21 protein-coding genes are annotated in these 25,533 nt (G+C 66.6%); 11 read left to right on the top strand and 10 right to left on the bottom strand.

From position 1 onward, the window contains the following. Positions 1-4 precede the first annotated feature (4 nt). The 4 genes from BLQ28_RS18290 to BLQ28_RS18275 form a co-directional block, all read right to left on the bottom strand. The gene (locus BLQ28_RS18290) at positions 5-1,552 is read right to left on the bottom strand and encodes a polyamine aminopropyltransferase (RefSeq protein ID WP_093242360.1); all 1,548 of its coding nucleotides are present in this window, start codon (positions 1,550-1,552) and stop codon (positions 5-7) included. Between the two features lie 100 nt (positions 1,553-1,652). Further along, positions 1,653-1,871 carry a DUF350 domain-containing protein gene (locus tag BLQ28_RS18285; RefSeq protein ID WP_019653703.1) on the bottom strand — a complete coding sequence of 73 codons (219 nt, stop codon included), beginning with the start codon at positions 1,869-1,871 and terminating at the stop codon, positions 1,653-1,655. A gap of 45 nt (positions 1,872-1,916) precedes the next feature. After that, positions 1,917-3,404 carry a DUF4178 domain-containing protein gene (locus BLQ28_RS18280; protein ID WP_093242357.1) on the bottom strand — a complete coding sequence of 496 codons (1,488 nt, stop codon included), beginning with the start codon at positions 3,402-3,404 and terminating at the stop codon, positions 1,917-1,919. A 123-nt stretch (positions 3,405-3,527) separates the two neighbouring features. Next, a complete protein-coding gene (locus BLQ28_RS18275; protein ID WP_093242356.1) occupies positions 3,528-4,604 on the bottom strand; it encodes an SPFH domain-containing protein in 1,077 nt (358 codons plus the stop codon). Positions 4,605-4,780: 176 nt separating this feature from the next. On the opposite strand from BLQ28_RS18275, the gene BLQ28_RS18270 reads away from it, so the two are divergent. The 4 genes from BLQ28_RS18270 to BLQ28_RS32665 all read left to right on the top strand — a co-directional run bounded on the left by BLQ28_RS18270 (position 4,781) and on the right by BLQ28_RS32665 (position 8,427). Next, positions 4,781-7,129 carry an NADP-dependent malic enzyme gene (locus tag BLQ28_RS18270; RefSeq protein ID WP_093242353.1) on the top strand — a complete coding sequence of 783 codons (2,349 nt, stop codon included), beginning with the start codon at positions 4,781-4,783 and terminating at the stop codon, positions 7,127-7,129. A gap of 181 nt (positions 7,130-7,310) precedes the next feature. Continuing rightward, on the top strand, positions 7,311-7,724 hold the full coding sequence (locus BLQ28_RS18265) for a guanyl-specific ribonuclease (protein WP_093243409.1): 414 nt from the start codon (positions 7,311-7,313) through the stop codon (positions 7,722-7,724). Positions 7,725-7,774: 50 nt separating this feature from the next. Continuing rightward, positions 7,775-8,200, top strand: a complete 426-nt coding sequence (locus BLQ28_RS18260; RefSeq protein WP_086011111.1) for a barstar family protein — start codon at positions 7,775-7,777, stop codon at positions 8,198-8,200. Then, complete coding sequence (locus tag BLQ28_RS32665; RefSeq protein WP_143012506.1) at positions 8,179-8,427, top strand: hypothetical protein; 249 nt, start codon at positions 8,179-8,181, stop codon at positions 8,425-8,427. Before BLQ28_RS18260 ends, BLQ28_RS32665 begins: the two co-directional genes overlap by 22 nt. Before the next feature lie 52 nt (positions 8,428-8,479). Here BLQ28_RS32665 and rsmA read toward each other — a convergent pair whose 3' ends face one another. The 3 genes from rsmA to BLQ28_RS18245 are packed head-to-tail and all read right to left on the bottom strand — an operon-like array spanning position 8,480 to position 13,286. Continuing rightward, the gene (rsmA, locus tag BLQ28_RS18255; protein WP_093242350.1) at positions 8,480-9,244 is read right to left on the bottom strand and encodes a 16S rRNA (adenine(1518)-N(6)/adenine(1519)-N(6))-dimethyltransferase RsmA; all 765 of its coding nucleotides are present in this window, start codon (positions 9,242-9,244) and stop codon (positions 8,480-8,482) included. Between the two features lie 7 nt (positions 9,245-9,251). Continuing rightward, positions 9,252-10,661, bottom strand: a complete 1,410-nt coding sequence (locus BLQ28_RS18250) for a peptidylprolyl isomerase (protein WP_093242347.1) — start codon at positions 10,659-10,661, stop codon at positions 9,252-9,254. A gap of 21 nt (positions 10,662-10,682) precedes the next feature. Next, a complete protein-coding gene (locus BLQ28_RS18245; protein ID WP_093242345.1) occupies positions 10,683-13,286 on the bottom strand; it encodes an LPS-assembly protein LptD in 2,604 nt (867 codons plus the stop codon). A gap of 238 nt (positions 13,287-13,524) precedes the next feature. Between BLQ28_RS18245 and BLQ28_RS18240 the strand changes: the two genes are divergently transcribed. From BLQ28_RS18240 to BLQ28_RS18215, 6 genes are all read left to right on the top strand, one after another. Then, positions 13,525-14,622, top strand: a complete 1,098-nt coding sequence (locus tag BLQ28_RS18240) for an aminoglycoside phosphotransferase family protein (RefSeq protein WP_093242343.1) — start codon at positions 13,525-13,527, stop codon at positions 14,620-14,622. Positions 14,623-14,691: 69 nt separating this feature from the next. Further along, a complete protein-coding gene (locus BLQ28_RS18235) occupies positions 14,692-15,420 on the top strand; it encodes a 16S rRNA (uracil(1498)-N(3))-methyltransferase (protein WP_093242341.1) in 729 nt (242 codons plus the stop codon). Between the two features lie 106 nt (positions 15,421-15,526). Then, complete coding sequence (locus BLQ28_RS18230; RefSeq protein ID WP_093242339.1) at positions 15,527-16,882, top strand: M20/M25/M40 family metallo-hydrolase; 1,356 nt, start codon at positions 15,527-15,529, stop codon at positions 16,880-16,882. 101 nt (positions 16,883-16,983) lie between these two features. Beyond that, entirely contained in the window at positions 16,984-17,445 is a 462-nt protein-coding gene (locus BLQ28_RS18225; RefSeq protein WP_218121943.1) for a YidB family protein, read from the top strand. Positions 17,446-17,568: 123 nt separating this feature from the next. Then, complete coding sequence (locus BLQ28_RS18220; protein WP_093242334.1) at positions 17,569-20,499, top strand: DUF4132 domain-containing protein; 2,931 nt, start codon at positions 17,569-17,571, stop codon at positions 20,497-20,499. Further along, on the top strand, positions 20,496-21,671 hold the full coding sequence (locus tag BLQ28_RS18215; RefSeq protein ID WP_093242331.1) for an MFS transporter: 1,176 nt from the start codon (positions 20,496-20,498) through the stop codon (positions 21,669-21,671). The genes BLQ28_RS18220 and BLQ28_RS18215 overlap by 4 nt, the downstream gene beginning before the upstream one ends. A 10-nt stretch (positions 21,672-21,681) precedes the next feature. On the opposite strand, the gene BLQ28_RS18210 is transcribed toward BLQ28_RS18215, so the two are convergent. Continuing rightward, on the bottom strand, positions 21,682-22,533 hold the full coding sequence (locus BLQ28_RS18210) for an alpha/beta hydrolase (protein ID WP_093242328.1): 852 nt from the start codon (positions 22,531-22,533) through the stop codon (positions 21,682-21,684). Continuing rightward, complete coding sequence (locus tag BLQ28_RS18205; RefSeq protein ID WP_093242326.1) at positions 22,530-24,041, bottom strand: M20 family metallopeptidase; 1,512 nt, start codon at positions 24,039-24,041, stop codon at positions 22,530-22,532. The genes BLQ28_RS18210 and BLQ28_RS18205 overlap by 4 nt, the downstream gene beginning before the upstream one ends. A 91-nt stretch (positions 24,042-24,132) precedes the next feature. Between BLQ28_RS18205 and BLQ28_RS18200 the strand changes: the two genes are divergently transcribed. Next, entirely contained in the window at positions 24,133-24,924 is a 792-nt protein-coding gene (locus tag BLQ28_RS18200; protein ID WP_093242324.1) for a DUF72 domain-containing protein, read from the top strand. Positions 24,925-24,954: 30 nt separating this feature from the next. Here the strand turns inward: BLQ28_RS18200 and BLQ28_RS18195 are convergent, their stop codons facing one another. After that, on the bottom strand, positions 24,955-25,461 hold the full coding sequence (locus BLQ28_RS18195; protein ID WP_093242322.1) for a bactofilin family protein: 507 nt from the start codon (positions 25,459-25,461) through the stop codon (positions 24,955-24,957). Positions 25,462-25,533: the final 72 nt, after the last annotated feature.

The following is a 25,533-nucleotide window of genomic DNA, read 5'->3' as shown; positions in this document are numbered from 1 at the left end:
GCGGCTAGTGCGCCATCACCTTGCCCCACTCCTGTTCGTAAGTGGTGACGAGGATCTGGTTCGAGAGGCGGTTCACTTCCGTCGGCACGCGCGCCATGTCGAGCGGAAAGTCGAACATCAGCGGCAAGGTGGCGGGCGAAAGAAAGCGCAGCCCCGCGGGCAGCGCATCGGGCATGCGGTAGGGCCGGCGGCTGGCGATGATGTAGCCCCATTCGCCGAAGCTCGGCACGTGTGCGTGGTACGGCGTTGCGGTCAGGCCGACGGATTCGATGGTGGTCGCCACGGTCCAGAAGCTCTTGCGCGCCACCAGTGGCGAAGTGGTCTGGATCACCGCGTAGCCGCTGGCCGACAACCGCTTTTCGAGCAGCGCGTAGAAGCTGTTGGTGTAGAGCTTGCCGATGGCGAAGTTGGTCGGATCTGGAAAGTCGACCACGATCACGTCGTACGTGTCGCCCGGCTGCTGCAGCCACTGGAAGGCGTCGGTGTTGATGATCTTCACCTTCGGCGACGACAGCGAATGGCCGTTGAGCCGCGCCAGCGTTTCATGCGCGGTGAAGAGTTGCGTCATGTTCGGGTCGAGCTCCACCAGCGTGACCGACTCGACCGAGGGGTACTTGAGGATCTCGCGCACCGCCATGCCGTCGCCGCCGCCGAGCACCGCGACCTTCTTCGGCGCGCCCTGCGCTGCCATCACCGGATGCACCAGGGCCTCGTGATAGCGGTACTCGTCGCGCTCCGCGAACTGCAGGTTGCCGTTCAGGAAGAGCCGATGCCCCAGCAGCCCGCGCGTGACCACGATGCGCTGGTAGGGCGAGGTGGCGCTGAACACGATGTGGTCCTGGTAGAACTTGTCTTCGGCCAGCGTGGTGATGTGGTCGGCGCCGATGAAGGCACCGAGCAGCACGGCCAGCGACAGAAAGCAGGCCATCGCATGCGCGCCGATGCGGCGCAGCTCATGGCGAAACAGCCACAGCGCCCACACCGCCACCGCTGCGTTCATGAAGCCGAACAGCAGGCCGGTGCGGATCATGCCGAGCTGCGGCACGAGGACCAGCGGGAACGCCACCGACACCGCCAGCGCGCCGAGGTAGTCGAAGGTCAGGACCTGCGACACGAGATTCTTGAGCACGATGTTGCGCTTCAGGATGCGCATCACCAGCGGGATCTCGAGGCCCACCAGCGTGCCGACGACCATCACGAGGCCGTAGAGCAGCAGCCGGAAGGCGCCCGGCACGTAGGCGTTGGCCAGGAACAGGATGGCCGGCAGCGCACCGCCGATCAGCGCCACCATCAATTCGATGCGAAGGAAGTGCGCGGGCAACTGGCGCTCGAAATAGCGCGATAGCCAGGAGCCCACGCCCATCGCGAACAGGTAGGTGCCGATGATGGTGCTGAACTGCAGCACCGAGTCGCCGAGCAGATAAGAGCTGAGTGCCGCCGCGCTCAGTTCGTAGACCAGCCCGCAGGCGGCAACCACGAACACGCTGGCGAGCAGGGCGATTTCAACAGGCTGCGGGCCTTTGGCCGGCAGCGGACTGGCAGGGGTGTCCATGGATCAGGCGGTTGCCGCCGGTCCGCGCCGAGGCAGACCGCGCCGCCCCTTGGCGGGGTGGCGAACGGCACGTGGCAAAGCGAAGTGCAAGGTCGAAGGGCTAATGGATCGCCGCGGCGACGATGATGCTGATGCCAAGGCTCATTGCGGCAACCACCAGCCCGAGTGCCACGTTCTGCTTCTCGACGATCTCGCCCCACAGGTCATAGGGCGTGATCTTGTCGATGATGAGGAAGCAGAGCCAGAAGATGACCACGCCGATCAGCGCGTACACGAGCGATCCGAGGACCACGCCCGGTTTCAGCCATTCAAATCCCATGGGGACCTCCAGTCGTAGTAGTGAGTGACACCGACATGATGTACTTCATTTGTGCCCGCCGCCGCTCGAATAGCCGCCGTACGAGCCGCCCGAGCTGCGCGAGCCACTCGAGGAACCACCGCTGCTGCAGGTGCTCAGGATGATCAGCAGGATGATGATCACGACGACGATGATGATGATCGTGCCGCAGCCCAGCTTCGAGGCGGCGGCGCTCACGGGCAGCGCATCGCCGCGCTTGAACATGTCCTTCTTGGCGTCGAGCTTGAAGGCCGTGGCCACGACGCCGCTGTCGAGCTTGATGCCCGAGGACCAGGTCAGCTCGTTGGCCGAGCGCTCCATCGACAGCAGCGCGGGGCCGCTGGCGTAGTCGCGGTTGAAGGTTTTCTGCCCGCGCTCGACCTGCCAGTAGAACTCGCCCGCGACGTAGCTGGTTTCGGCGTTGTAGGCGTACTGCTGCTGGTAGCGCTTGTTGAGGTAGGTGGCGGTGCTGCCGTTCTCGGCCATCACCGGCGCGCCGGTGGTGGGTTTGACGAGGCTCCAGCCGTCTTCGGCATCGACCAGGAAGCTGAAGCCGCGCTTGGCGTTGTAGAGCAGGTATTCGTCCCAGCCGAACTGCTCGTCATCGCCGGGCTCGGTGCCCATGCGGTGCTGGAAGCCGACCACCTGCCATTGCGCGCCCTGCAACTGGCCCATGGTGCCGAGCGCGATGAGCGGGCGCACGGGCTCGTCCTGCGTCGCATGCTTGAGCTCGCCGCCGATGCCTTGCGACAGGTCGATGATGCTGTTGCAGGAGCCGCAAGTGATGCTCTTGCTGTCGGCCAGGTTGACGGTGACGGGCGAGCCGCAATTGGGGCAGTTGAAGCTGCGGCCCTTTTCGTCCTTGGCGGATTCGGCGCGCAGGCCGGTGAGCTGCAGGTCGTCGAGCTGCACCGAACGGCCCAGGTACGCGGTGGGCGTCGCGGTGCCGTAGTCGATGCTGAGCACCAGCCCCTTGTCGTTGCGCAGCTCGACCATCGCGAAGGAGCGGCCGAGTTCGGGCAGGTGCGGCAGCTCGCCCTGCGCGGAGGTCAGCGCCACCTGCTCGTTCGAGGTGACGGTGTAGCTCTGTCCTGCGAAGGCGCTGGTGGCGCCCACGCGCAGGTCGACAGGCGGCGGCGCGGTGCGCTGCAGGTCGAAGGGCAAGGCGAAGACGTAGGCGCCGTTGTCCTCGCTGAGCACGCCGGTGCGGTCGCCGTCGAGGGCGGCGATCCACTCGGTCCAGCGGCCGCCGGGGTAGGTGTATTGCAGCCGGCCGATCAGCGTGAAGGGCTTGTCCTGGATGCGGCCGGCGGCGAACAGCTGCAGCGGGCTGAAGTCGTCGAACAGCTCGGCCATCTTGCCGGTGCGCGCGAGCGTGTCGCCCTGGCGCACGACGGTGCTCTGGCAATAGGGGCAGACCGCGTGCGTCGATTGCGCCGAGCGGAATTCGACCGGCGCGCCGCAGCCGGGGCAGGGCGCGCGGTAGTAGCGTTGATTGCCGTTTTCCTCAGCCATGGCGCGCTGCGGAAGAAACGGCGAACGAGGCGGGAGACACCGCGGAGCCGGCTACGCCGGGCCGCTGGTATCGCCCCCTGCAAGGGGGGAAGAGAGGCGACACGAAGCGCGCGAAGCCTGGGGTTAGACCAGCTTCTTGAGAAGGTCGGCCTTCTTGGCGTCGAACTCTTCCTGCGTGAGGATGCCCTTGGTCTTCAGTTCGCCGAGCTTCTCGAGCGTGGTCATCACGTCGGCCGCGCTCACCACCGCCACGGTGGGTTGTGCGTTGGCGGCTGCACCAGCCGCCGCGGCGGCAGCAGCAGCTGCTGCATTGGCGTTGTTCGGGTTCAGGCCTTGTGCAAGGTTCTGCGCCATCACCTGGCCGAGCGCCACGCCGGCACCCAGGCCCATGGCGTCGCCGGCAATGCCGCCGCCGCTGGCCGCGCCTTCGGCGAACTTGGGGATCGCCTGCGCCGTCTGGTACTGCATGAACTTGCCCATGTCGTTGCCGACCATGCCCATGCCGATCTTCTGGTCGAGGATCTTCTGCAGCTCTTCGGGCAGCGAGACGTTCTGGACCGTGATGTTCTCGAGCTTGATGCCGATCTTCTCGAACTCGGGCACGAGCTGCGCAGCGAGCGCCTGCGCAAACTGGATCTGGTTGGCCGCAAGGTCGAGGAAAGGCACGCCGCTGGAGGCGATGGCGTTGCTGATGTTCTGCAGCACCAAGCCGCGCAGCTGGCCGTCGAGGTCGGCCACGCTGTAGATGTCGCGCGTGCCGGAGATTTCGGTGTGGAACAGCTTGGCATCGCCGATGCGGAAGCTGTAGTTGCCGAAGGCCCGCAGGCGCACGGCGCCGAAGTCCTTGTCGCGGATGGTGATCGGCTGGGGCGTGCCCCACTTCTGGTCGACCTGCTGGCGCGTGCTGAAGAAATAGACGTCGCTCTTGAAGGGGGACTCGAAGAGCTTGTCCCAGTTCTTGAGGTACGTGAGCACGGGCAGCGTCTGCGTCGTGAGCTTGTACAGGCCGGGGCCGAACACGTCGGCCACCTTGCCTTCGTTGACGAAAACCGCCACCTGCGATTCGCGAACGGTGAGCGAACCACCGTTCTGGATTTCCATGTCCGCCATCGGGAAACGCCAGGCCAGCGTGCCGTCGCCGGTCTCGGTCCACTGGATGATGTCGATGAACTGTTTCTTGATGAAATCCATCAGGGCCATGGTTGTTCCTCTGCAGGTTTTTTTCAGGTTTTGTCCCAGCCGCGCATATTGCCACATCGCCTTGACGGCGCGCAGTGCGATTGGTCATGCCTTGCTCGGCCATGCGGCGTAGGCCGTCATGGGCCGAGGTCTACAATCGGCGCCCCCAGAAGAAGCGCCACCAGGAGCTACGGCACATGTCCGATTCGAACCCATCGACCTCATCGACTCCCACGCCCGAAGACAAACGCGCCGAGCTGCGCCGTGCCGCCCTCGAGTACCACGAGTTTCCCGTTCCCGGCAAGATCGCCATCGCGGCGACCAAGCAGATGGTCAACCAGCGCGACCTGTCGCTGGCCTACTCGCCAGGCGTGGCGGCGCCCTGCGAGGAGATCGTCAAGGACCCGGCCAACGCCTTCAAGTACACCTCGCGCGGCAACCTCGTGGGCGTGATCTCCAACGGCACCGCCGTGCTCGGCCTGGGCGACATCGGCCCGCTGGCGTCCAAGCCGGTGATGGAAGGCAAGGGCGTTCTCTTCAAGAAGTTCGCCGGCGTCGACGTGTTCGACATCGAGATCGACGAGAAAGACCCGGCCAAGCTGGTCGAGATCATTGCCTCGCTGGAGCCGACCTTCGGCGCGATCAACCTTGAAGACATCAAGGCGCCCGATTGCTTCTACGTCGAGCGCGAACTGCGCAAGCGCATGAAGATCCCGGTGTTCCACGACGACCAGCACGGCACGGCCATCACCGTGGCAGCCGCCATGGTCAACGGCCTGAAGGTGGCGGGCAAGAACATCGCCGAGGTCAAGCTGGTGACCTCGGGCGCAGGCGCCGCGGCGCTGGCCTGCCTGAACCTGCTGCTCAAGGTGGGCCTGAAGCGCGAGAACGTGTTCGTGACCGACCTGGCCGGCGTGGTCTACGAAGGCCGCGAAGAGCTGATGGACGACGACAAGCGCCAGTACATGCAGAAGACCGACCTGCGCAAGCTGTCGGAAGTGATCGTGGGTGCCGATGTGTTCCTGGGCCTGTCGGCCGGTGGCGTGCTCAAGCCCGAGATGGTCGCCAAGATGGCGGCCAAGCCGGTGATCTTCGCGCTGGCCAACCCGAATCCCGAGATCGCGCCCGAAGACGCCCACGCGGTGCGCCCCGACGTGATCATGGCCACGGGCCGCACCGACTACCCGAACCAGGTCAACAACGTCCTGTGCTTCCCGTACATCTTCCGCGGCGCGCTCGATTCGGGCGCGACCACGATCACCGACGAGATGGAAATCGCCGCGGTGCACGCCATTGCCGACCTGGCGCAAGCCGAGCAGAGCGAGCGCGTGGCTGCCGCCTACGTCGGTGAAAAGCTGTCCTTCGGCCCCGAATACCTGATCCCGAAGCCCTTCGACCCGCGCCTGATGATGAAGATCGCGCCGGCCGTGGCCAAGGCGGCCGAGGAAAGCGGCGTGGCGCTGCGTCCGATCAAGGACATGGACGCCTACCGCGACAAGCTGCAGAACTTCGTCTATGCCTCGGGCACGACGATGAAGCCGATCTTCGAAGCGGCCCGGCGTGCCTCGAAAAAGCGCGTGGCGTACTGCGAAGGCGAAGAAGAACGCGTGCTGCGCGCCGCCCAGATCGTGGTGGACGAAGGCGTCGCGCGCCCGACGCTGATCGGCCGCCCGGCCGTCATCGCCCAGCGCATCGAGAAGTTCGGCCTGCGCCTGAAGGAAGAGCTGGACTATGACGTCGTCAACGTCGAGCAGGACCACCGCTACCGCGACTTCTGGCAGACCTACCACCGCATGACCGAGCGCAAGGGCCAGACGGTGCAGACCGCCAAGATCGAGATGCGCCGCCGCCTCACGCTGATCGGCGCGATGCTGCTGCACAAGGACGAGGTCGACGGCATGATCTGCGGCACCTGGGGCACCACGCTGATCCACCTGCACTACATCGACCAGGTGATCGGCAAGCGCCCCGGCGGCTGCCAAAGCACGCCGCAGGACGTACCGGTGTACGCCTGCATGAACGGCCTGCTGCTGCCTGACCGCCAGGTGTTCCTGGTCGACACGCACGTCAACTACGACCCTTCGCCGGAAGAACTGGCCGAGATCACGACGATGGCGGCCGAGGAAATGATGCGTTTCGGCCTGAAGCCGAAGGCCGCGCTGCTGTCGCACTCCAACTTCGGCACCAGCAACGAGCCCAGCGCCATCAAGATGCGCAAGACGCTCGACCTGCTGCGCGTGCAGGCTCCCTGGCTCGAAGTCGACGGCGAAATGCACGGCGACGTGGCGCTGGACAGCAAGCAGCGCGCGGTCGTCATGCCGCACAGCGCGCTGGCGGGCGATGCCAACCTGTTGGTATTTCCGAACATCGATGCGGCCAACATTTCGTACAACCTGCTCAAAACGGCGGCAGGCGGCAACATCGCGATCGGCCCGGTTCTGCTCGGTGCGGCCAAACCTGTGCACATTCTCACGGCCAGCGCGACTGTTCGCCGCATCGTGAACATGACAGCCTTGACAGTGGCTGACGCAAACGCCGAGAGATAGGCCCTTTGGCGAGAGTGGTCGCCAACTTAAAACGCCACTCTCGCCCCTTTAAGCTGCTCAAACTTTGAGCAGTCGCTTGCTATTTTCGCCAGCGTGGTGCACACTCGCGGGCTTGAATTTGCGGGTTAACCCCGAGGTTGAGCGCAATTCGAACCCCCCGCTCTTTTCCTTGTGGTGCCCCATGGCGGCTTACGCCTCGATCACGTCCTCAGTCACTAAGTTTGCGCTCACCGGCCTGATGCTGGCGGCGCTGACGACCGGGGCCGAGGCCCGCGGATGGTTCGGCTCCGGAAAAACGTCCTCCGAGGAATCGATTGCACTGACCGACTTGCCGGTGCAAGGCCAGCGGACCTACCAGGCCATCCTCAACGGCGGCCCCTTCCGGTACGACAAGGACGGCACGGTATTTGGCAATCGCGAGCGTCTCCTGCCACCGGCACGACGTGGCCACTACCGCGAGTACACGGTGACGACACCCGGCTCGCGCAATCGTGGTGCACAACGAATAGTCTGCGGTGGTGAACAACGCACGACGCCCGAGGCCTGCTGGTACACGGCAGACCACTATGCGAGTTTCAGACGGATTGCGCCATGAGCGATGACAACGACCTGAGCGGCGCCCCGAAGCGCCCCGAAGAAATGATGATGACTATGGAAAGACCAGCGGAGATGACCTTATCCCTTCGTGCCGTACGCCCGAACATCGTGCAATCGATCCGCGCGTTCCGCGTGAACGACCTGCAGGACGCAGCCAACGCGGCCGGCCAGCACTTCCTGTATGCCAACCTGGGCAACGCCCAGACCAAGCAGGACGTGCTCGACCTGATCGCCCAGCAGTTCACGTTCCCGGCGCACTTCGGCAAGAACTTCGACGCGCTGTACGACTGCATGACCGATCCGTTGCATAAATCGGGCCCGCAGCCAGGTTTCGTCATCGTGCTCGAACAGATCCCGGCCAACGCCAAGTTCGACAAGGAAGCGCGCGAGCAACTGCTCGACATCTTCCGCGACGCCTCGGACTACTGGGGCGACCGCAAGGTCCCGTTCCGGTGCTTCTATTCTTTTCTGTAGCCCGTTCTGCATCTACCAGCCAAGCAGAACGGGCGAACGAGGCTCAGCCCAACGCTGAAACCCTCGATGGCATCGACGTCAACAACACCGCGGCAACCGCAGCGGCCGCCGCCAGCACCGAGCCGGCCGGCGAAAAAATGCCGACCGACAAACTGGTCGACGTGTCGCCCCTGGCACTGCGGATGAGCAGCCCGTTCAACGCGGGTTACTGGCTCGCGGCAGCGTAAAAGCAAGCGGTCATTCCCCCCATGAAAAAAGCCCGTCATCGACGGGCTTTTTTCATGGGGGAACGGCCTGGGCCAATGCCACGTATTCGGCCACCGGTACTTCTTCGGCCCGCCGCTGCGGGTCGAACTCGCCGGCGAACCCATGCTCTTCGAGCCACCGGCCGAGCGTGTGCCGCAGGATCTTGCGGCGCTGGCTGAAGGCGACCTGCACGATCTCGCCGAGCCGCGCGGCATCGACGGCGGGAGGCTGCGCCAACGGCACCATCCGCACCACGGCACTGTCGACGCGCGGGGGCGGATCGAAGCTCTCGGGCGGCACAAACAGCACGTTCTGCATGTCGTAGCGCCACTGCAGCATCACGCTCAGGCGGCTGTAGTCCGACGTGGCAGGCCGGGCCACCATGCGATCGATCACTTCCTTTTGCAGCATGAAGTGCTGGTCGGCCACCAGGTGCGCCGCGCCCAGCAGGTGGAACAGGATCGGCGTGGAGATGTTGTAGGGCAGGTTGCCCACCACGCGCAGCGGCTTTGCCGGGAAGCGGGCGGCCAGTTCCGCGAAGTCCACCTTCAGCACGTCGGATTCGATCACGTCCAGCTGCGGATGCTCGCGCAGGCGCTTGGCGAGATCCCGGTCGAGCTCGATCACGGTGAGGCGCCCAAGCCGCTCGACCAGCGGCTGCGTGAGCGCCGCGAGCCCTGGGCCGATCTCGACCATCGCATCGCCGGGTTGCGGCGCGATCTCGTGCACGATCGCGTCGATGATCCCGCCGTCGGACAGGAAATGCTGCCCGAATCGCTTCCTGGCGATGTGTGCCATCAGATGATCAGGACTGCGGGGGTTCGCGGTATTCGACGTAGGCGCGGGCGCGCACTTCCTGTGCCCAGGTGTTGAAGGCTTCGTCGATGCGTTGGTCGCGCAGCGCTGCCCGGGCGGCTTCGCGCTGCTCGCCCTGGCTCAACTTGGCATCGCGGCGGGCGACCACCTGGATCAGGTGCACGCCGAAACGCGACACCACGGGGTCGCTGATCTGACCTGGGGAGAGCCGGTCCATGGCTTCTTCGAATTCGGGCACGAACTGGCCCGGCTGCGACCAGCCGAGGTCGCCGCCATCCTTGGCGCTGCCGTCCTGCGAGTTGTCGCGGGCCAGGCCCGCGAAGTCGGCCGTGCCGGCCTGCAGGCGGCGCTTGAATTCAGCGAGCTGTGCCACCGCCTGCGCCGTGGTGCGCTTGGGGTCGTTGAGCAGCAGGATGTGGCGCACTTGCGTCTGCGTGACGGTGGCATCGGCCGAGCCGAGCTGGGCTTTCGCAAGCACCTTGAGCACGTGGAAGCCCGCGCTCGAACGAACGGGGCCGGCAATGCCATTCACCGCCGTCGACTGCGTGGCGTCGACAAACAGCGACGGATAGCGGTCGGCGGTGCGCATGCCCATCGCGCCACCGTTGGCGCGGTCCGGCGAATCCGAGTTTTCTCGCACCAGCTTGGCGAAGTCCTCGCCGGCACGCGCACGCTGCGCGAGGTCTTGGGCCTTCTTCTGCGCGGCCGCCACCTGGGCATCGGTCGCGTTCTCGGGCACGGCGACGAGCACCTGGCCGAGATTGAGGTTTTCCAGGGCCGTGTTCTTGACAGCGAGGTTGCGCTGGTCGCGCAGGTATTCGTCGGCCTCGGAATCGCTGACCTTGACCTTCGACTCGACCTCACGGTCACGCAAACGCGTGAGCAGCAACTGGTCGCGCAGGTCGCGGCGGAAATCCGCCAGCGCGATGCCTTCGGCGGCCACGCGGCGATGCAGCTCGGTCACGCTGATCTCGTTCTGGCGGGCCACGGTCTGCTCGGCCTGATCGATGGCGACCTCGTCGACCTTGAGGCCGTTTTCCTTGGCCAGCTGCAGCTGGGCGCGCTCGGAGATCAGGCGCTCCAGCACGAGCCGCGTGAGCTCAGCGCGCGGCACGCGCTGGGCTTCGGCGTTTTCCTTGATCACCCGATCCACCCGCGACTGCACATCGGTGTTGGTGATCGGCTCGGAATTGACCAGTGCGACGATGAATTCGGCGGAGCGCTGCACCGGCGCCGCGGCGGGTGCATTCGCCGCAGGGCGCGCGGCCGGTGGGCCTAGGCGCGGACCGGCGCGCATGATGTCCGTGATGCCGCTGCCAGAGCGAAAGCCCTGTGCGCCCGACGTTGCTGCCACTGCTGCAAGGCAGCCCAGGGTGATGATGGAACGGATGTGTTTCATGGCGATGCTCAGTCTGTCGTCTCAGTCGTAATTGGTGAAGCGGCTTGGTGCCTCGCCAGGTTGGCGCAAGGGTTGGTAGCGCTGGATGTTTTGCCGCAAGGCCTGCATCGGGCTCGACCCGACACTGGAGAACCCGACAAACTCGAGCTGGAACATGATGCGGGTGTTGGGTTTCACCTGCCCGGTCGTGATGCGTTGCAACACCACGCGCCCGATCCAGCAGCAGCCGTCGTACTCGAAGCCGAGCACACCGTCCGTGAGCCCCTTGGCCTGCAGGTCGTAGTTCAGGCGGCCCACAGCGTACCAGCGTCCACCGCCCTGGCCCTTGCCGGGGCCGAGGTCCTTGCCCTTGTCGCCCCACAGGTCGTTGACCGGCCATTGCCAGCCCACGTCGATCGACTTGCTGCCGTCATTCGTCGCCGTGGTGTTCGGATCGGCCGCCTTCGCCGCCAGGTAGGCGGCGCTGGGAGCCTGGTAGCGGAAGGCCACGCTCAGGTTGTGGTACGGCTCGGGGTTGTAGCGCGCGCTGATGGCCGAGCGCGTCGACCGTCGCGTATCGGGGTTGTACTGGAGCAGGGTGTCCAGGCTCCACTTCGGCGTCCAGTTGATCTGGCCGCCGAGCAACAGGTCGCTGGTGCGATCCGTCACGGGTGCCGCGCCGGGCAGCGTGACCTTCTGGTCGGCAAAGCGGAAGCGCTGGGCGACGCCGAAGCGCACGGCTTCGACGCCGGTGCCGGGGTCGATCAGGCGCGAGGTCACCCCGAGCGTGAGTGCGTTGGTGTCCGAGATGCGGTCGTTGCCCGAGAACGCGTTCTCGGTGTAGATCGTCGCAAAGCTGAAGTCGTTGGCTGCCGTGTCGTAGTTCGGCAGCATGCTCTGGTCGCGGTACGGCGTGTAGACGTAGTACGCGCGGGGCTCCAGCGTCTGACGGAAGGCACGGCCGAAGTAGCTGGCGTCGCGCTCGAAGATCAGGCCGCTGTCGAGGCTGAAGGTCGGCACGGTGCTGGTGCTCGACGTGCCGATGAGCACCGGCGAATTCGAGTTGTAGGGAATGCCGTTGACGTAGGTGATGCCGTTGAGCGTCAACTTCGGCAGATTCGCCTGTGGCACGAAGTAGTTGTAGGCGGCCGACTGCACCTGCAGCTTCGGGATCACGAACGAACTCGGCGTGATGAAGGGCCGGCTGATCGAGCCCAGCACGTAGGCACGGTCCCCGTCGGGCTGCGACTGCTGGTTGATGTCGAAGCCGTTCTGCCCGAACAGGATACGCGGCGCACTGAAGTGCGTGTAGTCCGCGGTGAACGCGACATCGAAGCCGTGCCAGTCGTACTTCTTGTAGTTGGCGGTGACCTGCGGCAGGCGGTCGTACGAAGGCGTGATCGGCGACAGCGAGTACTGCAGCGTCTGGTAGGCCAGCGTGCGCACGGTGCCGCTCCAGTCGCCCTTGCTCCAATTGAGCGAGGCGTCGTTGGGCAACTGGCGAATAGCGACCGACGGCGTGCGCGTGAAGTCGCGCCAGTAGTCGTTGTCGCTGACCCGGTTGATGTTGACGCTGGCCGACAGCGAATCGAGCCCCAGCGCCTTGGCGTCGAAATCCTGGTGATGGTTGAGCCAGAGGCCCCAGCGCTTGCTGCTGGTGGGCGGTTGGCCGATGGAGCTGGCCGTGACCGTTCCGTTGGCCACCTGCTGCAGGCTCTCGTTGTAGCGCTGGCCCAGCAGGCGGTCGCTGCCCATCAGGTCAAACCGGATGGAGCCGCCATATTCCTTCTCAAGGTAGCGGAACTCGTTGCTGAAATTGATGCCGCGCTTGGTCATCAGCGTCGGCGTGAACGTGGCGTCGCGATTGGGTGCGATGTTCCAGTAGTACGGCTGCGCGATCTCGATGCCGTTGGTGTTGTCGATACCGACGGTCGGCGGCAGCAGGCCGCTCTTGCGTTCATTCGACAGCGGGAAGCTCACGCTCGGAAGCGCCGGCGTCGAGATGCCCATGAAGCTCAGCCGCGCGTTCTTGGCCACGCCTTCGCTTTCCTGGGTGTCGGTCGTGATCGAGGTTGCGGTCAGCAGCCAGGCGGGCATCCAGCCGGGGAAGTCTTCGCGGCGGCAGGTCGTGTAGGTGGCCTGCCGGGCGATCGACACATTGGAATCGACGAAATCGATGCGTTGCGCTTCACCGTGCGCGTCGTTCGCCAGGAAGTGATAGCGCACATTGTTGAAGAAGCCCTCGAAGGTCTCGAGCTTGAGCTGCAGCTCGGGGCCCTCGTACACGTTGCCGGCCTGGTTGACCCGCACATTGCCGGTGGCCTTGGCGCGGTCGTCGGGCTGGTAGTACTCGAGGCGGTCCGCGGTGATGGCGAGGGCGCCGCGCCGCAACGTCGCGTTGCCTTCGACGATGGTTTCCAGGTCGGGCCGGCCGGACATGCGATCGCCGGTGACGAGGCTGGGCAACTGGCCGCGCTCCGTCGGGGGCACGACTTCCGTCAGCAGCGGCGTGCGCTTGAGCGTCAGGGGCCCATCGAGCCCGCCAGCGGACTGTGCGTAGGCGCCGTGCGCGTGCAACAGCGCCAGGGACAGCACAGCCAGTGGCAGCGGCGGGCCGGAGCGCCGCGAAGCAACACGTCGGCTCATCAAGCCTCCCGCCTGGCCGTTCCGGGGAAAGCCGGCGACGCTCCCGGGAAGGGCAGCGAGCGCACAAGGTGCCAAGCGTGGGGGCGTTGGGTCGTAGGCATCGGTTCGGAACGAAGGATATCGTCGGGGAGACGGCGCGGCAGGCCGGCGGGTTGCAGGGGCCGGCAGCAACCCGGTCCGGCCGGAAGCCGGCCCAAGGGGATTGCCGCGCCAGGCGGATTTGTAGAATCGATTATCCATGACAGCACCCTTGCCCCCGGCCACATTGGCCCCACGCTCCGCCGAGACCATTCACTGGACAGATCCACAGCGGGCCGAAGTCTTCCGGAGCTGGCTGACCGGCATTGCCGGCGCCCATCGGTTGCTGCCTGACACGGTCCGCCTGGCCTCGGCCGACGCCAGTTTTCGCCGCTACTTTCGCCTCGACACCACCGATGCGACGGCCCCCACGCGCATCGTGATGGACGCGCCGCCCGACAAGGAAAACAGCGACCCCTTCGTGCAGGTGGCCAAGCTCATGGCCGACGCCGGCGTGCTCGCCCCCACGGTGCTCGAATGGGACCGGATCAACGGCTTCCTGCTGCTCGACGACCTGGGCCGCCACACGATGCTCGACGTGCTCGATCCGGCCCGTCCGGACACCGGCCGCCCGCTTTACGACCAGGCGATCGACGCCCTGATCCGCTGGCAACTGGCCTCCCAGCCCGGCGTCCTGCCGCCTTACGACAGGGCACTGCTCGAGCGCGAGCTGGCTCTGTTCCCCGAGTGGTACATCGGGCGCCATCGCGGCATCGCCGTCGAGGGCAAGCTCAAGGAGCGGCTGGAGCGCAGCTTCAAGCTGATCGTCGACAGCAACCTCGCGTCGCCCAGCGTGTACGTGCACCGCGACTTCATGCCCCGCAACCTCATGATGAGTGCGGCCCCCGCGCTCGGCGTGCTCGATTTCCAGGACGCGGTCTACGGCCCGATCACCTACGACATCGCCAGCCTGATGCGCGACGCCTTCCTGAGCTGGGACGAGGAGTTCGTGCTCGACATCACCGTCCGCTACTGGGTGGCCGCCCGCAAGGCCGGCCTGCCGGTCGACGAAGACTTCGGCGCCTTCTATCGCGCGGTCGAATGGATGGGCCTGCAGCGCCACCTGAAGGTCGCCGGCATCTTCGCGCGCCTCACGCTGCGCGACGGCAAGCCCCGTTACCTGGCCGACACGCCACGCTTCATTGCCTACATCCGCGCCACCGCGGGCCGCTACATGGAACTCACGCCGCTGGTGCGCGTGATCGACGAAATCGAGGGCACTTCGGCGCTCACCGGCTTCGCCTACGGCCGTGTCTGAAGGAAAGCTGAAAAGCGAAGGGCCTGTGACGGCCATACAACGGTCGTTCCTCGCTCCTTATTTCATAGCATGCCCCGTTTTCACTGCTCCATCCCGCTGACCGCCGGTGCCAACCTGGCCTTGCCGGCCGGTGCCGCGCGCCATGTGCAGGTGCTCCGGATGCAGCCCGGCGACGCGCTCACGCTGTTCGATGGCGCGGGCGGCGAGTACACGGCCACGGTCGAACGCATGGGGCGCAGCGACGTCTCGGTGACGGTCGGTGCCCATCTGGCGGTGGAGCGCGAAGCACCGCGCGCCGTGCACCTCGCGGTCGGCATGCCCGCCAACGAGCGCATGGACTGGCTGGTCGAGAAGGCCACCGAGCTGGGCGTGGCGAGCATCCAGCCGCTGGCCACCGCCCACGGCGTGCTGCGCCTGTCGGGCGAGCGCGCCGAGAAGAAGCGGGCGCACTGGGAAGCTATCGCCGTCGCGGCCTGCGAGCAGTGCGGCCGCAACCGCGTGCCGCTGATCCATCCGGTGCGCTCTTTCTCGGGCGCTTCGGGTTGGATCGATGCGCAAGGTGCCAACGTCGAAGCCGTGCGCCTCGTACTGAGCCTCGCCGAAGGCACACGCCGGATCGCCGACATCGCGCCCGATGCCCGCGACGTGCTCGTGCTGAGCGGCCCCGAAGGCGGCCTGAGCAGCAGCGAGGAGCAAGAAGCCATTGCCCGTGGCTTCGCGCCGGTCACGCTCGGCACCCGCGTGCTGCGCGCCGAAACCGCGGCACTGGCCGCGCTGGTGTCGCTCGCCGGGCTCTAGTCGGCGCTAGGCCGAACGGAAGGGGTGGGTGTTTTCCGCGACGCGCTCGCAGAAAGTCTGGGAAACAATCGTTACCCAGTTAATACAAAAGAAGGACTTTTGCCCCATGCCTCGCCTGTCCAGCGCGCTGCGTCTCGCCCCTCTCGTTCTTGCAGCTCTTTGCGCAGCGCGGGGCGTCCATGCTCAGAATCCGGCCGTCGCCCCCACGCCCGCGCAGGTCAGCCCCGAAGTCGACAAGGCCTTCACGCAGCTGATGGCCTCGCCCACCATCCAGAAGCTGCTGGACGCGGTCAAGGCCGATCACGAGCGCTCGGTCGAGGACCTGAAGATGCTCACCGAGATCGAGGCGCCCCCGTTCAAGGAACACAAGCGCGCTGAAGCCTTCCTCGCGCGCATGAAGGCGCTCGGCCTGACGCACGCGAAGATCGATGCCGAAGGCAACGTGATCGGCCTGCGCAAGGGCACCGGCAACGGGCCCAAGCTGCTGATCTCGGCGCACCTCGATACGGTGTTTCCCGCCGGCACCGACGTAAAGGTGAAAGAGCGCGATGGCCGCCTACATGCCCCTGGCATCGCCGACGACACGCGCGGACTCGCCGTGCTCCTGTCGTGGCTCAAGGTACTGAACGACAACAAGATCCAGACCGTGGGCGACCTGATGATCGTCGGCAACGTCGGCGAGGAAGAGCTGGGCAACCTGCGCGGCATGAAGGCGATCTTTCGCGACAACCTCGACATCGACGGCATGGTCGGGCTGGAGCCCTCGCCGCCGGGCAGCGTGCTGGTGCTGGGCACCGCGAGCCATCGCTACGAGGTCACGTTCCAGGGGCCGGGCGGCCACAGCTTCGGGGCCTTCGGGCAGGTGCCGAGTGCGATCCACAGCATGGGCCGCGCCATCGCCAAGATCGCCGACATCCGCACGCCGAGCTTTCCGAAGACCACCTTCACCGTCGGCACCGTGGGCGGCGGCACGTCGGTCAACACCATCGCGCCCGATGCGCGCATGGCCATCGACATCCGTTCGGACGACATGGCCTCGTTGCTGGAAACCGAAAAGAAGATCCTCACGGCCATCGACGACGCCGTGGTCGAAGAAAACAAGCGTTGGAACGTGAACACGCTGAGCGCGAGCACCAAGCTGATCGGCGACCGCCCCGGTGGCCGCACGCCACCCGATTCGGTGATCGTCGAGGCGGCCACGCGCTCGAACGCCGCCTTCGGCCACAAGACTCTGCTGCGCGGCGGCAGCACCGATGCCAACGTGCCGATCTCGCTCGGCATCCCGGCCATCATCGTGGGCGGTGGCGGCAAGGCTTCCGGTTTTCACGCACTGAGCGAATCGATCGACGTGACAGATGCATGGAAAGGCGCGCAGAATTCGCTCGTTACCGTGCTGGGCCTGGTGGGGGTGCAAGGGGTCAATCCCGCATTGCTTCCCAAACGGGCTCCGCGCACCAAGTAATTTGTCACGATGCAAGTTTGAAAGTGGATACACCACTTTCTTCTTACGGTCCGCGGCACCGCAAAATGCCAGCGGTTCTGTCACACACCAAGGAAACGGCCATGGGATTGCTCGATTCGGTACTCGGTCAAGTGCTAGGAGGCGCTGCACAACAGCAGCAACCGCAAGGTGGGGGCCTCGGGGGGCTGGGCGATCTCGGCGGCCTGGCCGGCGCGCTGGGCGGCCTGCTTGCCAACAACGGCGGTCAAGGCGGCCTGGGAGGGCTGGTCTCGAAATTCGAGCAGGCCGGGCTGGGCAATGTCATCGGTTCGTGGATCGGCAAGGGAGAAAACCAGCCGGTCACGGGCGACCAACTGCAAAACGCACTGGGCAGCGACACCATCGCCGCCATCGCGTCCAAGCTCGGCGTCAATGCGCAAACGCTGCTGCCGATGCTCGCCACCATGCTGCCGTCGCTCATCGACCAGCTCACGCCGCATGGCAAGGTGCCCGACCAGGGCCTGGGCAACCATGAAGACCTGCTGGGTTCGCTCAGCGGCCTGCTGCAAGGCAAGCAGCCCTGAAACAAGGCAGCTGCCCGTCAAGAATTCCGGCGCCCGCAAGGGCGCTTTTTTTCGTCCGTTCTCTCCCGCTGCGACGGCTTCCGTTGGCCGACAATCCCGCTCGCATCAATTCCGGGGAATGGCATGGCAGGGAGTCGCAAGTCGAAGGGGGACGATGGCCTGGAGGCGCAGCCCGACGGCACCGTCCGGTGGACCAAGGCCATGCGCGAAGCGCTGGCGCAGTTCGAGGACCGCCCCTGCAGCAACTGCGGCGGCACGCTCGCAACTGAACGGAGCCTGGCCGACAGCCTCGACTTCTTCCGGCGCCATCGCCTCCCGACCTGGCAGCTGCGTCCGGCGCGGCTGCGCATGCTCGAACTGCACGGCCCCAACGCGGTGGAGCTGTTCCTCGACCCCGCGCTGCGCAAGGAAGCCATCGCCGATCTGCTGGCGATCCACGATGCGGCCGTCGTGCGTTTCCTCGTCACCCAGGTCAAGCAACTCGACTGCAAGAACGCCCTGATCAGGCAGGCCGCGCGCTGGCCGTTGTTCGTACTGCGCGAGCTGCTGTCCGCCAACCCCGCGCGCCACCAGGCCGGCGCCGCGCTGGTGCTGGAACTGCTGGCCGCGAACCCCGACTGGCAGGCGCCCCTGGAGGCGTCTTGCGATGCCGCCCAGCGCAAGACGCTCGAGCGCCTGCAGGAAGATGGCTCCGAAGGCCTGGTCGATGCCGCACCGGAAGAATGGCCCGCCTTCCTGCGCCATCCGCCCTGGAAGAACCGGCAGGCGCTGCCGGCCACCCCGACGTTGGCATTGCCCCTGCGATGCGAGCCCGCGACGCTGCACTGGGATGGCTTCACCCCCCCACCGCACGTCCCGCACGACCAGGCCGAGACCGCCTCCGACTGGTTGAAGCGCGAAGTCGCATCCCGACGCGAAGATTCCGACCGGCGGATGGCGGACTTCGCACGCACCGGGTCCGCCGCGCCGGCCGAGGTGCAGGCGCAGGCCCCGTCATGGGACGCCCCCCGCAAGGCCTTGTGGCTGATGGGCCTGCGGCCCGAGTCGATCGAACCGGTGATGGCTGGCCGCCGCATCGAGCCGGAAGACTTCACGACACCGCCGCCGGGCACGTGGGGCCACACCGACTTCCTCTGGCAACTGCCGACCCCCGTGGCCATCGCGGTGTTCGAGCAGATGCCGCAAGAGGCGCACTACATGGGCGATGCCATGCGCATCCGCCCCGTGCTCCATCACTTCGGCACCGCTGCGCTGCCGGGCCTGCAGCGCTACCTGAAGCAGGGTGCGCGCGCGATGTTCGAGCTGGTCTCGGTCATCGAATGGGACCAGCTCGCCAACTGGGTCGCGAAGGGCTTCCACACCAACCGCTGGGTCCGGCGTGAAGCAGGCGAGTGGCTGACCCACTACCCGGAGACGGCCGCGCGTGGCCTCATCCCTGCCGCGCTGGGCGCGCCCGGTGCACCACGCGATGCCGCCCAGGCCGCGTTGCGATGGCTGCAGGACGCCGGCCATGCCGAGAAGGTTCACGCACAGGCCAACGCCTACAGCCCGGAAGCCGCAAGCGCCATCACGCAGCTGCTGTCCACCGCCCCCGAGGACGTGCTGCCCGAGAGCCTGCCCGCCGTACCCAAGGCCTTGCCGCTGGCGACGCTGCCGCGCCTCGTCCTGAAGGACAGCGGCCATGCGCTGCCGCAGGCCGTCGTGCCCGACGTGCTCATGGCCATGATGCTGAGCAAATCCGATGCGCCGTACCCCGGCCTGAGCGCGCTGCTTGCCGTACTCGCTCCCGACGCCCTGGCGCGCTTCGGCCGCGCGCTGCTGGCCTGGTGGATCGGCAACGGCCGCCCGAGCAAGGAGCGCTGGGCCTTCGCGTTGCAGGGCCGCTTCGGCGACGACGAAACCGCACGCCAGCTGTTCGGCCTGCTGCGCCAGTGGCGCGCCGCGCTCGACCGCGTTCGGGCCTACGACGCGCTCGAGATGCTCGGCGAGATCGGCAGCGACACCGCCCTCATGCACCTGAGCGAGTTGGCCCGCCAAACGCGCTACGACGACCTGCGCACCCGGGCCGACCGCATGCTGGGCGAAGTGGCCGAACAACGCGGCCTCAGCATGGAACAGCTGGCCGACCGTACCGTGCCCGACCTCGGCCTGGACGCACGCGCCCGCCTGTCGCTCGACTTCGGTCCGCGCAGCTTCGAGGTGCGCATGGACGACAATTTCCAGCCCGTGCTGCGCGACAGCGCCGGCAAGCTGCTCAAGGCGCTGCCCAAGCCGAACGCAGGCGACGACGCGGGCAAGGCCACCGCTGCGACCACGCAGCTCAAGGAACTGCGCAAGCTCGCGAAGACCGTCGCCAGCGCGCAGCTCAAGCGGCTCGAAGCCGCCATGTGCGACCAGCGCCGCTGGGCGCCCGACGAGTTCGTTCCCTTCTTCGCGAACCATCCGGTGCTGCGTGTCTTCAGCCGGCCGCTGGTCTGGGGCTTGTTCGATGCACAAGACCAGCTCGAAGGCACCTTCCGCGTCACTGCGGAGGGCGAACTCACCGACCTGCAAGACGACGCCTTCGCGCTGCCCGAAGACGGCCGCATCGGCATTCCGCATCCGCTGGAGATCGCTGCGCTCGACCCCACGCTCGCGGGCGCGTGGGGGTCGGTGCTGGCCGACTACGAGCTGATGCAGCCCTTCGAGCAACTGATGCGCGAGACCTTCACGCTCGACGAAGCGCAGCGCTCGCGCCGGGGGCTCGATCATTGGGCCGGTCGGTCCGTGTCGAACGCAGGCCTGCTCGGCCTGGAAACGCGCGGCTGGCAGCGCGAGGTGGGCGAGGGTGGCATGGTCAACAGCTTCAACAAGCCGCTGCCTGGAGGACGCCAGATCTGCCTGCAGCTCGAAGAAGGCTGGTTCGTGCAGGACAGCCCCGACGGGAAAGACCTGCAGACCGTGAGTGCCGTGGTGCTCGACGGTGCCGATGCCACCCTCGGCGAACTCACCCCGATCGTGCTCAGCGAAATCGAACGCGACCTGAGCCGCGTGATCCGGGCCGCCACACCATGAACCGCAACCTCTGGCTTCTCGCCATCTGTCAGGGCCTGCTCCTGACCAACAACGTCACCTTCATCGCGATCAACGGGCTGGTCGGCCTGGGCATCGCACCCCACGGCTGGATGGCGACGCTGCCGGTGATGGGCTATGTGGTGGGCGGCGCGCTCAGCACCGGGCTGGTGGCGCGCACGCAGCAGCGCTTCGGCCGGCGTGGCTCGTTCCAGATCGGGTTGGCGGTGGCGTTTGCGTCGGCACTGGTGTGCGCCTACGCCGCCGTCTCGAAGAACTTCTGGCTGCTGTGTTTTGCCACGTTGATCGCGGGCTACTACAACGCCAACGCCGGTCTCTACCGCTTCGCAGCAGCCGAGCTTGCGGCGCCGGCATGGCGCGAGAAGGCGGTCTCGATGGTGATGGCGGGTGGCCTCATCGGCGCGGTTGCGGGGCCCAACCTGGCAACCGTCACGCGCGACGCGTTCGCCGTGCCATTCGCCGGCGCGTACGTCGCGCTGGCCGCGGTCGCACTGCTGTCGATGGCGGTGATGCATTTCATCGAATTCCCGGCCACGCCAAAGCGCAACGACGCCGCGGGCGGACGGCCATTGCGCGAGATCGTGCGGCAGCCGGTGTTCATCGTGACCGCAGCCTCGGGCGCGCTGGGCTACGGCGTGATGAACCTGCTGATGGCCGCCACGCCCATCGCCATGCAGATCTGCAGCCTGCCTTTTTCAGATGCCGCGCTGGTGCTCGAATGGCACGTGATCGGCATGTTCGCGCCGGGCTTCTTCACCGGCCACCTGATCCGCCGCTTCGGCGCGTTGCCGGTGATGGGCGTGGGGCTGGCGCTCAACCTCGGATGCATCGCGGTCGCGCTCTCGGGCGTCGAGCTGCATCACTTCATCGTGGCGCTGTGCCTGCTGGGCGTGGGCTGGAACTTCTTGTTCACCGGCAGTACGACGCTGTCGCTCACGGCCTATACGCCCGAAGAGCGCGACCGGGCGCAGGGCGCGCTCAACTTCTGCGTGTTCGCGACGCTGGCACTGACCTCGTTCGCCTCGGGCGTGCTGGTCACGACACAGGGCTGGCAATTGCTGAACTTCGGATCGCTGGTGCCGGTGGCGCTGACAGGTATCGCGCTGATCTGGCTGGCGCGCAGGCAGCGAAGCGCCGCTACGGCCGCGATCTGACAGTCGCCGTTCAGCTCGGCGGAAAGCGCCGGTCGAGCCAGCGCTGCAGGGCCGCGAACACGGGCGCGGCTTCCAGCTCGTTGAAGAGTTCGTGGTACAGCGACGGAAAGCAGTGCGCCTCGACCATGCCGCTGGGCGCGGCAGCCGCAGCGAACGCGCGGCTTGCGGCGGGCATCACGAGGCGGTCGTCGCCCGCATAGAGAAGCAGGGTAGGCACCGGCCAGTTGGCGGCGTGCTGCTGCACCGAAGCCCCTTCGTAGGCGAGGAAGCGCGCGAGGCGGCTGCCGACGCGATCGTGCGTGAGCGGATCGTCGCGGTAGGCCTGCACCACGGCCGGATCGTGCGAGAGGTAGTTGTCGTCGAGCCCGTTGCCCACGCGCAGGTTCGGCGCGATGCGCGGCAGCACCGTGAGCAGCGCCTTCTGGAAACCGCTCAGGCCCGGGTCGAGCCCCGGCGACGACAGCACCAGCCCGTCGACCGGCCGCACGCCGCGCGCCACCAGACTCGCCGCAACCAAGCCACCGAGGCTGTGCCCCAGCAGCACCAAGGGCAGCCCGGGGTTTTCGCGGCGCGCATCGTCGATCACCAGCGCGAGATCGTCGACCAGCCGCAGTTCGCTCGGCAGGCCGCCGCGCGCACCGGTCGATTCGCCGTGGCCGTGGTGGTCATGCGCCCAGACGGCAAAGCCCCATTCGTGCAGGTCTTCGGCGAGTGCGTGATAGCGGCCGGCATGCTCGCCGAGCCCGTGCACCACGACCACCACCGCGCGCGGCTCGCCGGGGGCAGGCAGGCGGCGCAGCGCCAGCGTCTCGCCGTCCGGTGTGGACAGCGACACGCGATGCGGCAAGGGCAGTGCGCTCAAGCCGCCACGGGCTCCACGCTGGCGGCGCGGTGCGCGGCCGGGAGTGCGGAGATCACCTCGGCCACGGCAGCCGTCAGCTTCTTGGCGTAGGGCACGTGCAGGAACTCGTTGGGACCGTGCGCGTTGCTCTTCGGGCCGAGCACGCCGCAGACCATCATCTGCGCCTTGGGGAAGCCCGCACTGAGCATGTTCATCAGCGGGATCGTGCCGCCCTGGCCGATATAGCCGCACGACGCGCCGAAGTGCGCCCGCGAGGCCTTGTTGAGCGCATCCTCGAACCACGGCGTGATGGTCGGTGCGTTCCAGCCGGTGGCGCCGCCGTTGCTCTCGAAAGTGACGCGGGCCTGGTAGGGCGCGTTGTCTTCGAGCAGAGCCTTGAGCGTCTGCACCGTCTCGGCCGCATCGACCAGCGGCGGCAGGCGCAGCGAGAGCTTGAACGCGGTGTACGGACGCAGCACGTTGCCCGCATCCTTCAGCGCCGGAAAGCCTTCGGCGCCGGTCACCGACAGCGTGGGCTTCCAGGTGCGGTTGAGCAATGCCTCTACCGGATCGATGGTGGTCGGCAGCGCGAACATGGTCGAGCCGCCGCAGTCGTAGTGCGCCCATGGGAAGCGCTTGTAGACCTCGTCACCGAGGATGGCGGCCGTGGCCTTGGCTTGCGCGAGGCGGTCGGCCGGCACTTCGCAGTGGAAGCTCGCGGGCAGCAGGCGGCCGGTGGCGCTGTCCTCGAGGCGGTCGAGCACCTGCCGCATGATGCGGAAGCTCGACGGCACGAGCCCCGAGGCGTCGCCCGAGTGGATGCCTTCAGTCAGCACCTCGACCTTGAGCGTGCCGCTGGCCATGCCGCGCAGCGAGGTCGTGAGCCACAGCTGGTCGTAGTTGCCGGCACCGGAGTCCAGGCAGATCACCAGCTCGACATTGCCCAGGCGCGGACGCAACGCGTCGACATACGGCAGCAGGTCGTAGGAGCCGCTTTCCTCGCAGGTCTCGATCAGGCCGACGATGCGCGGATGCGCCACGCCCTGGCTCTTGAGCGCCTGCAGCGCGGCGACGCTGGCGTACACCGCATAGCCGTCGTCGGCGCCCCCGCGGCCGTAGAGCAGGCCGTTCTCGTACTTGGGCGTCCACGGGCCGAGGTCGTTGCGCCAGCCGGTGAATTCGGGTTGCTTGTCGAGGTGGCCATACATCAGCACGGTCTCGGTCATGTCGGTGCCGGTGGCCGGCACTTCGAAGAACAGCACCGGCGTGCGGCCTTCCAGGCGCACGATCTCCAGCTTCAGGCCCTCGACCTTCTGCGCCTCGACCCAGGCGGCGGCATTGCGCAGCACGGTCTCGAGGTAGCCGTTGGCCGACCAATCCTTGTCGAAGCCGGGCGACTTGGCGGGAATGGCGATGTAGTCGGTGAGTTGCTTGACGATGTCGCCGTCCCAGCGGGCGGTGACGTCGGAGAGGGCGCGCTCGGCATCGAGCAGGCCTGCGGGCATTTCGCGGTGCAGGGGGGCGTTCATCGTGGGTTCTCCGCGGGTGACGAAAAAAACGCATTTTGCGCCTTGGCGCGACCGCGCGTAGAGTGCGGGCGATCTCAACCCGGAGCGCAATGTGAGCAAGGCAGCATCGACTCGGACCAAGGTGGACATCAGGGTGGGCATCGGCGGTTGGACCTACGAGCCCTGGCGCGACAACTTCTACCCCCAGGGTCTCGCGCACGCGAAGGAGTTGAACTACGCGAGCCGCAAGCTGAGTGCCATCGAGATCAACGGCACCTACTACAGCACCTTCAAGCCCGAGACCTTCAGGAAATGGCACGACGACACGCCGGCCGACTTCATGTTCTCGATGAAGGCCTCGCGCTTCGCGACCAACCGCAAGCTGCTGTCGGGCGCGGGCGATTCGATCAAGCGCTTCATCGACAGCGGCGTCGCCGAGTTGGGCGACAAGCTGGGGCCGATCGTCTGGCAGTTCATGCCGACCAAGCAGTTCGACCCCGAAGACTTCGAAGCCTTTCTCGAACTGCTGCCGAAGAAGGAGGGCAGCCGCACGCTGCGCCACGTGATGGACGTGCGGCACGAGAGCTTCATGGTGCCGGCCTACAAGGCGCTCGCGAAGAAGCACAAGGTGTCGACGGTGTTCACCGATGCCGACAAGTTTCCGTCGTTCGAGGAACCCGAAGGCGACTTTGCCTATGCGCGGCTCATGATGGCCGACGCGAAGCTCAAGACCGGCTACGGGCCGAAGGCGCTCGACACCTGGGCCGAGCGCGCGCAGGGCTGGGCCGGGCCGCCGACTAAGAGGCGCGACGTGTTCGTCTACTTCATCAACGGCGCCAAGGAAAAGGCACCGGCCGCGGCCGGTGCCTTGCTGGAGCGCCTGGGATGGACGCCGCCGGCCTGAGGCCGAACGGCGTGTAAACCGAAGACTGCGTTAAGCCTTGGCGCCGAAGCTGATCTCGCCCGACAGCTGGCCGCCTTCTTCGATCACGATCTTGCCGTAGCGGATCTTGCCGGTGACCTTGCCGGTCGAGTGAATGACGAGCTTCTCGCGCACGGTGAGGTTGCCGTCGAACACGCCGCGGATTTCGGCGATGTCGATTTCAGCCGAGCCCTTGAACTCGCCCTGCTCGGCGATCTGCATCAGGCGCGAGTCCATGGTCGCTTCGACCAGGCCTTCGACCACGAGCGTGTCGCAATCGGTGATCTCGACGCCCTTGAGCTTGATGTTCGGGCCGACGGTGAGCTTGCTGCCGCCTTCCTTGGCCGCAGGCGCTGCAGCCGCAGCGGTGCCGAGTCCGCCTTGTTGTGCGGTCAGCGATGAAGGATTGACGGGGGTACCGGAGAGATTGGTGCCCGAACCGACCAGCGGCGCGGGGCGGGACGTCAACGAGTCGGTGTCACGATCACGCTTGCCGAAAAAGGGGGACTGTGTAGCCAAAGGGGAGCTCCTCAAGAAAGGGACTATCGTAAGAACGCACTCATGGCCTGCGGCACTTCATTGCGCAATAAG

It is taken from the genome of Variovorax sp. EL159, from assembly GCF_900100965.1.
Taxonomy (GTDB): domain Bacteria; phylum Pseudomonadota; class Gammaproteobacteria; order Burkholderiales; family Burkholderiaceae_C; genus Variovorax.
Note: the sequence above shows the minus strand (reverse complement) of the source record. Positions and strands in the feature narration are given on the sequence as shown.

What these genes read in the sequence shown, in the direction of transcription:
- BLQ28_RS18290 (WP_093242360.1), bottom strand. Translation starts at nt 1,552, where the DNA reads ATGGACACCCCTGCCAGTCCGCTGCCGGCCAAAGGCCCGCAGCCTGTT.
- BLQ28_RS18285 (WP_019653703.1), bottom strand. Translation starts at nt 1,871, where the DNA reads ATGGGATTTGAATGGCTGAAACCGGGCGTGGTCCTCGGATCGCTCGTG.
- BLQ28_RS18280 (WP_093242357.1), bottom strand. Translation starts at nt 3,404, where the DNA reads ATGGCTGAGGAAAACGGCAATCAACGCTACTACCGCGCGCCCTGCCCC.
- BLQ28_RS18275 (WP_093242356.1), bottom strand. Translation starts at nt 4,604, where the DNA reads ATGGCCCTGATGGATTTCATCAAGAAACAGTTCATCGACATCATCCAG.
- BLQ28_RS18270 (WP_093242353.1), top strand. Translation starts at nt 4,781, where the DNA reads ATGTCCGATTCGAACCCATCGACCTCATCGACTCCCACGCCCGAAGAC.
- BLQ28_RS18265 (WP_093243409.1), top strand. Translation starts at nt 7,311, where the DNA reads ATGGCGGCTTACGCCTCGATCACGTCCTCAGTCACTAAGTTTGCGCTC.
- BLQ28_RS18260 (WP_086011111.1), top strand. Translation starts at nt 7,775, where the DNA reads ATGACTATGGAAAGACCAGCGGAGATGACCTTATCCCTTCGTGCCGTA.
- rsmA (WP_093242350.1), bottom strand. Translation starts at nt 9,244, where the DNA reads ATGGCACACATCGCCAGGAAGCGATTCGGGCAGCATTTCCTGTCCGAC.
- BLQ28_RS18250 (WP_093242347.1), bottom strand. Translation starts at nt 10,661, where the DNA reads ATGAAACACATCCGTTCCATCATCACCCTGGGCTGCCTTGCAGCAGTG.
- BLQ28_RS18245 (WP_093242345.1), bottom strand. Translation starts at nt 13,286, where the DNA reads ATGAGCCGACGTGTTGCTTCGCGGCGCTCCGGCCCGCCGCTGCCACTG.
- BLQ28_RS18240 (WP_093242343.1), top strand. Translation starts at nt 13,525, where the DNA reads ATGACAGCACCCTTGCCCCCGGCCACATTGGCCCCACGCTCCGCCGAG.
- BLQ28_RS18235 (WP_093242341.1), top strand. Translation starts at nt 14,692, where the DNA reads ATGCCCCGTTTTCACTGCTCCATCCCGCTGACCGCCGGTGCCAACCTG.
- BLQ28_RS18230 (WP_093242339.1), top strand. Translation starts at nt 15,527, where the DNA reads ATGCCTCGCCTGTCCAGCGCGCTGCGTCTCGCCCCTCTCGTTCTTGCA.
- BLQ28_RS18225 (WP_218121943.1), top strand. Translation starts at nt 16,984, where the DNA reads ATGGGATTGCTCGATTCGGTACTCGGTCAAGTGCTAGGAGGCGCTGCA.
- BLQ28_RS18220 (WP_093242334.1), top strand. Translation starts at nt 17,569, where the DNA reads ATGGCAGGGAGTCGCAAGTCGAAGGGGGACGATGGCCTGGAGGCGCAG.
- BLQ28_RS18215 (WP_093242331.1), top strand. Translation starts at nt 20,496, where the DNA reads ATGAACCGCAACCTCTGGCTTCTCGCCATCTGTCAGGGCCTGCTCCTG.
- BLQ28_RS18205 (WP_093242326.1), bottom strand. Translation starts at nt 24,041, where the DNA reads ATGAACGCCCCCCTGCACCGCGAAATGCCCGCAGGCCTGCTCGATGCC.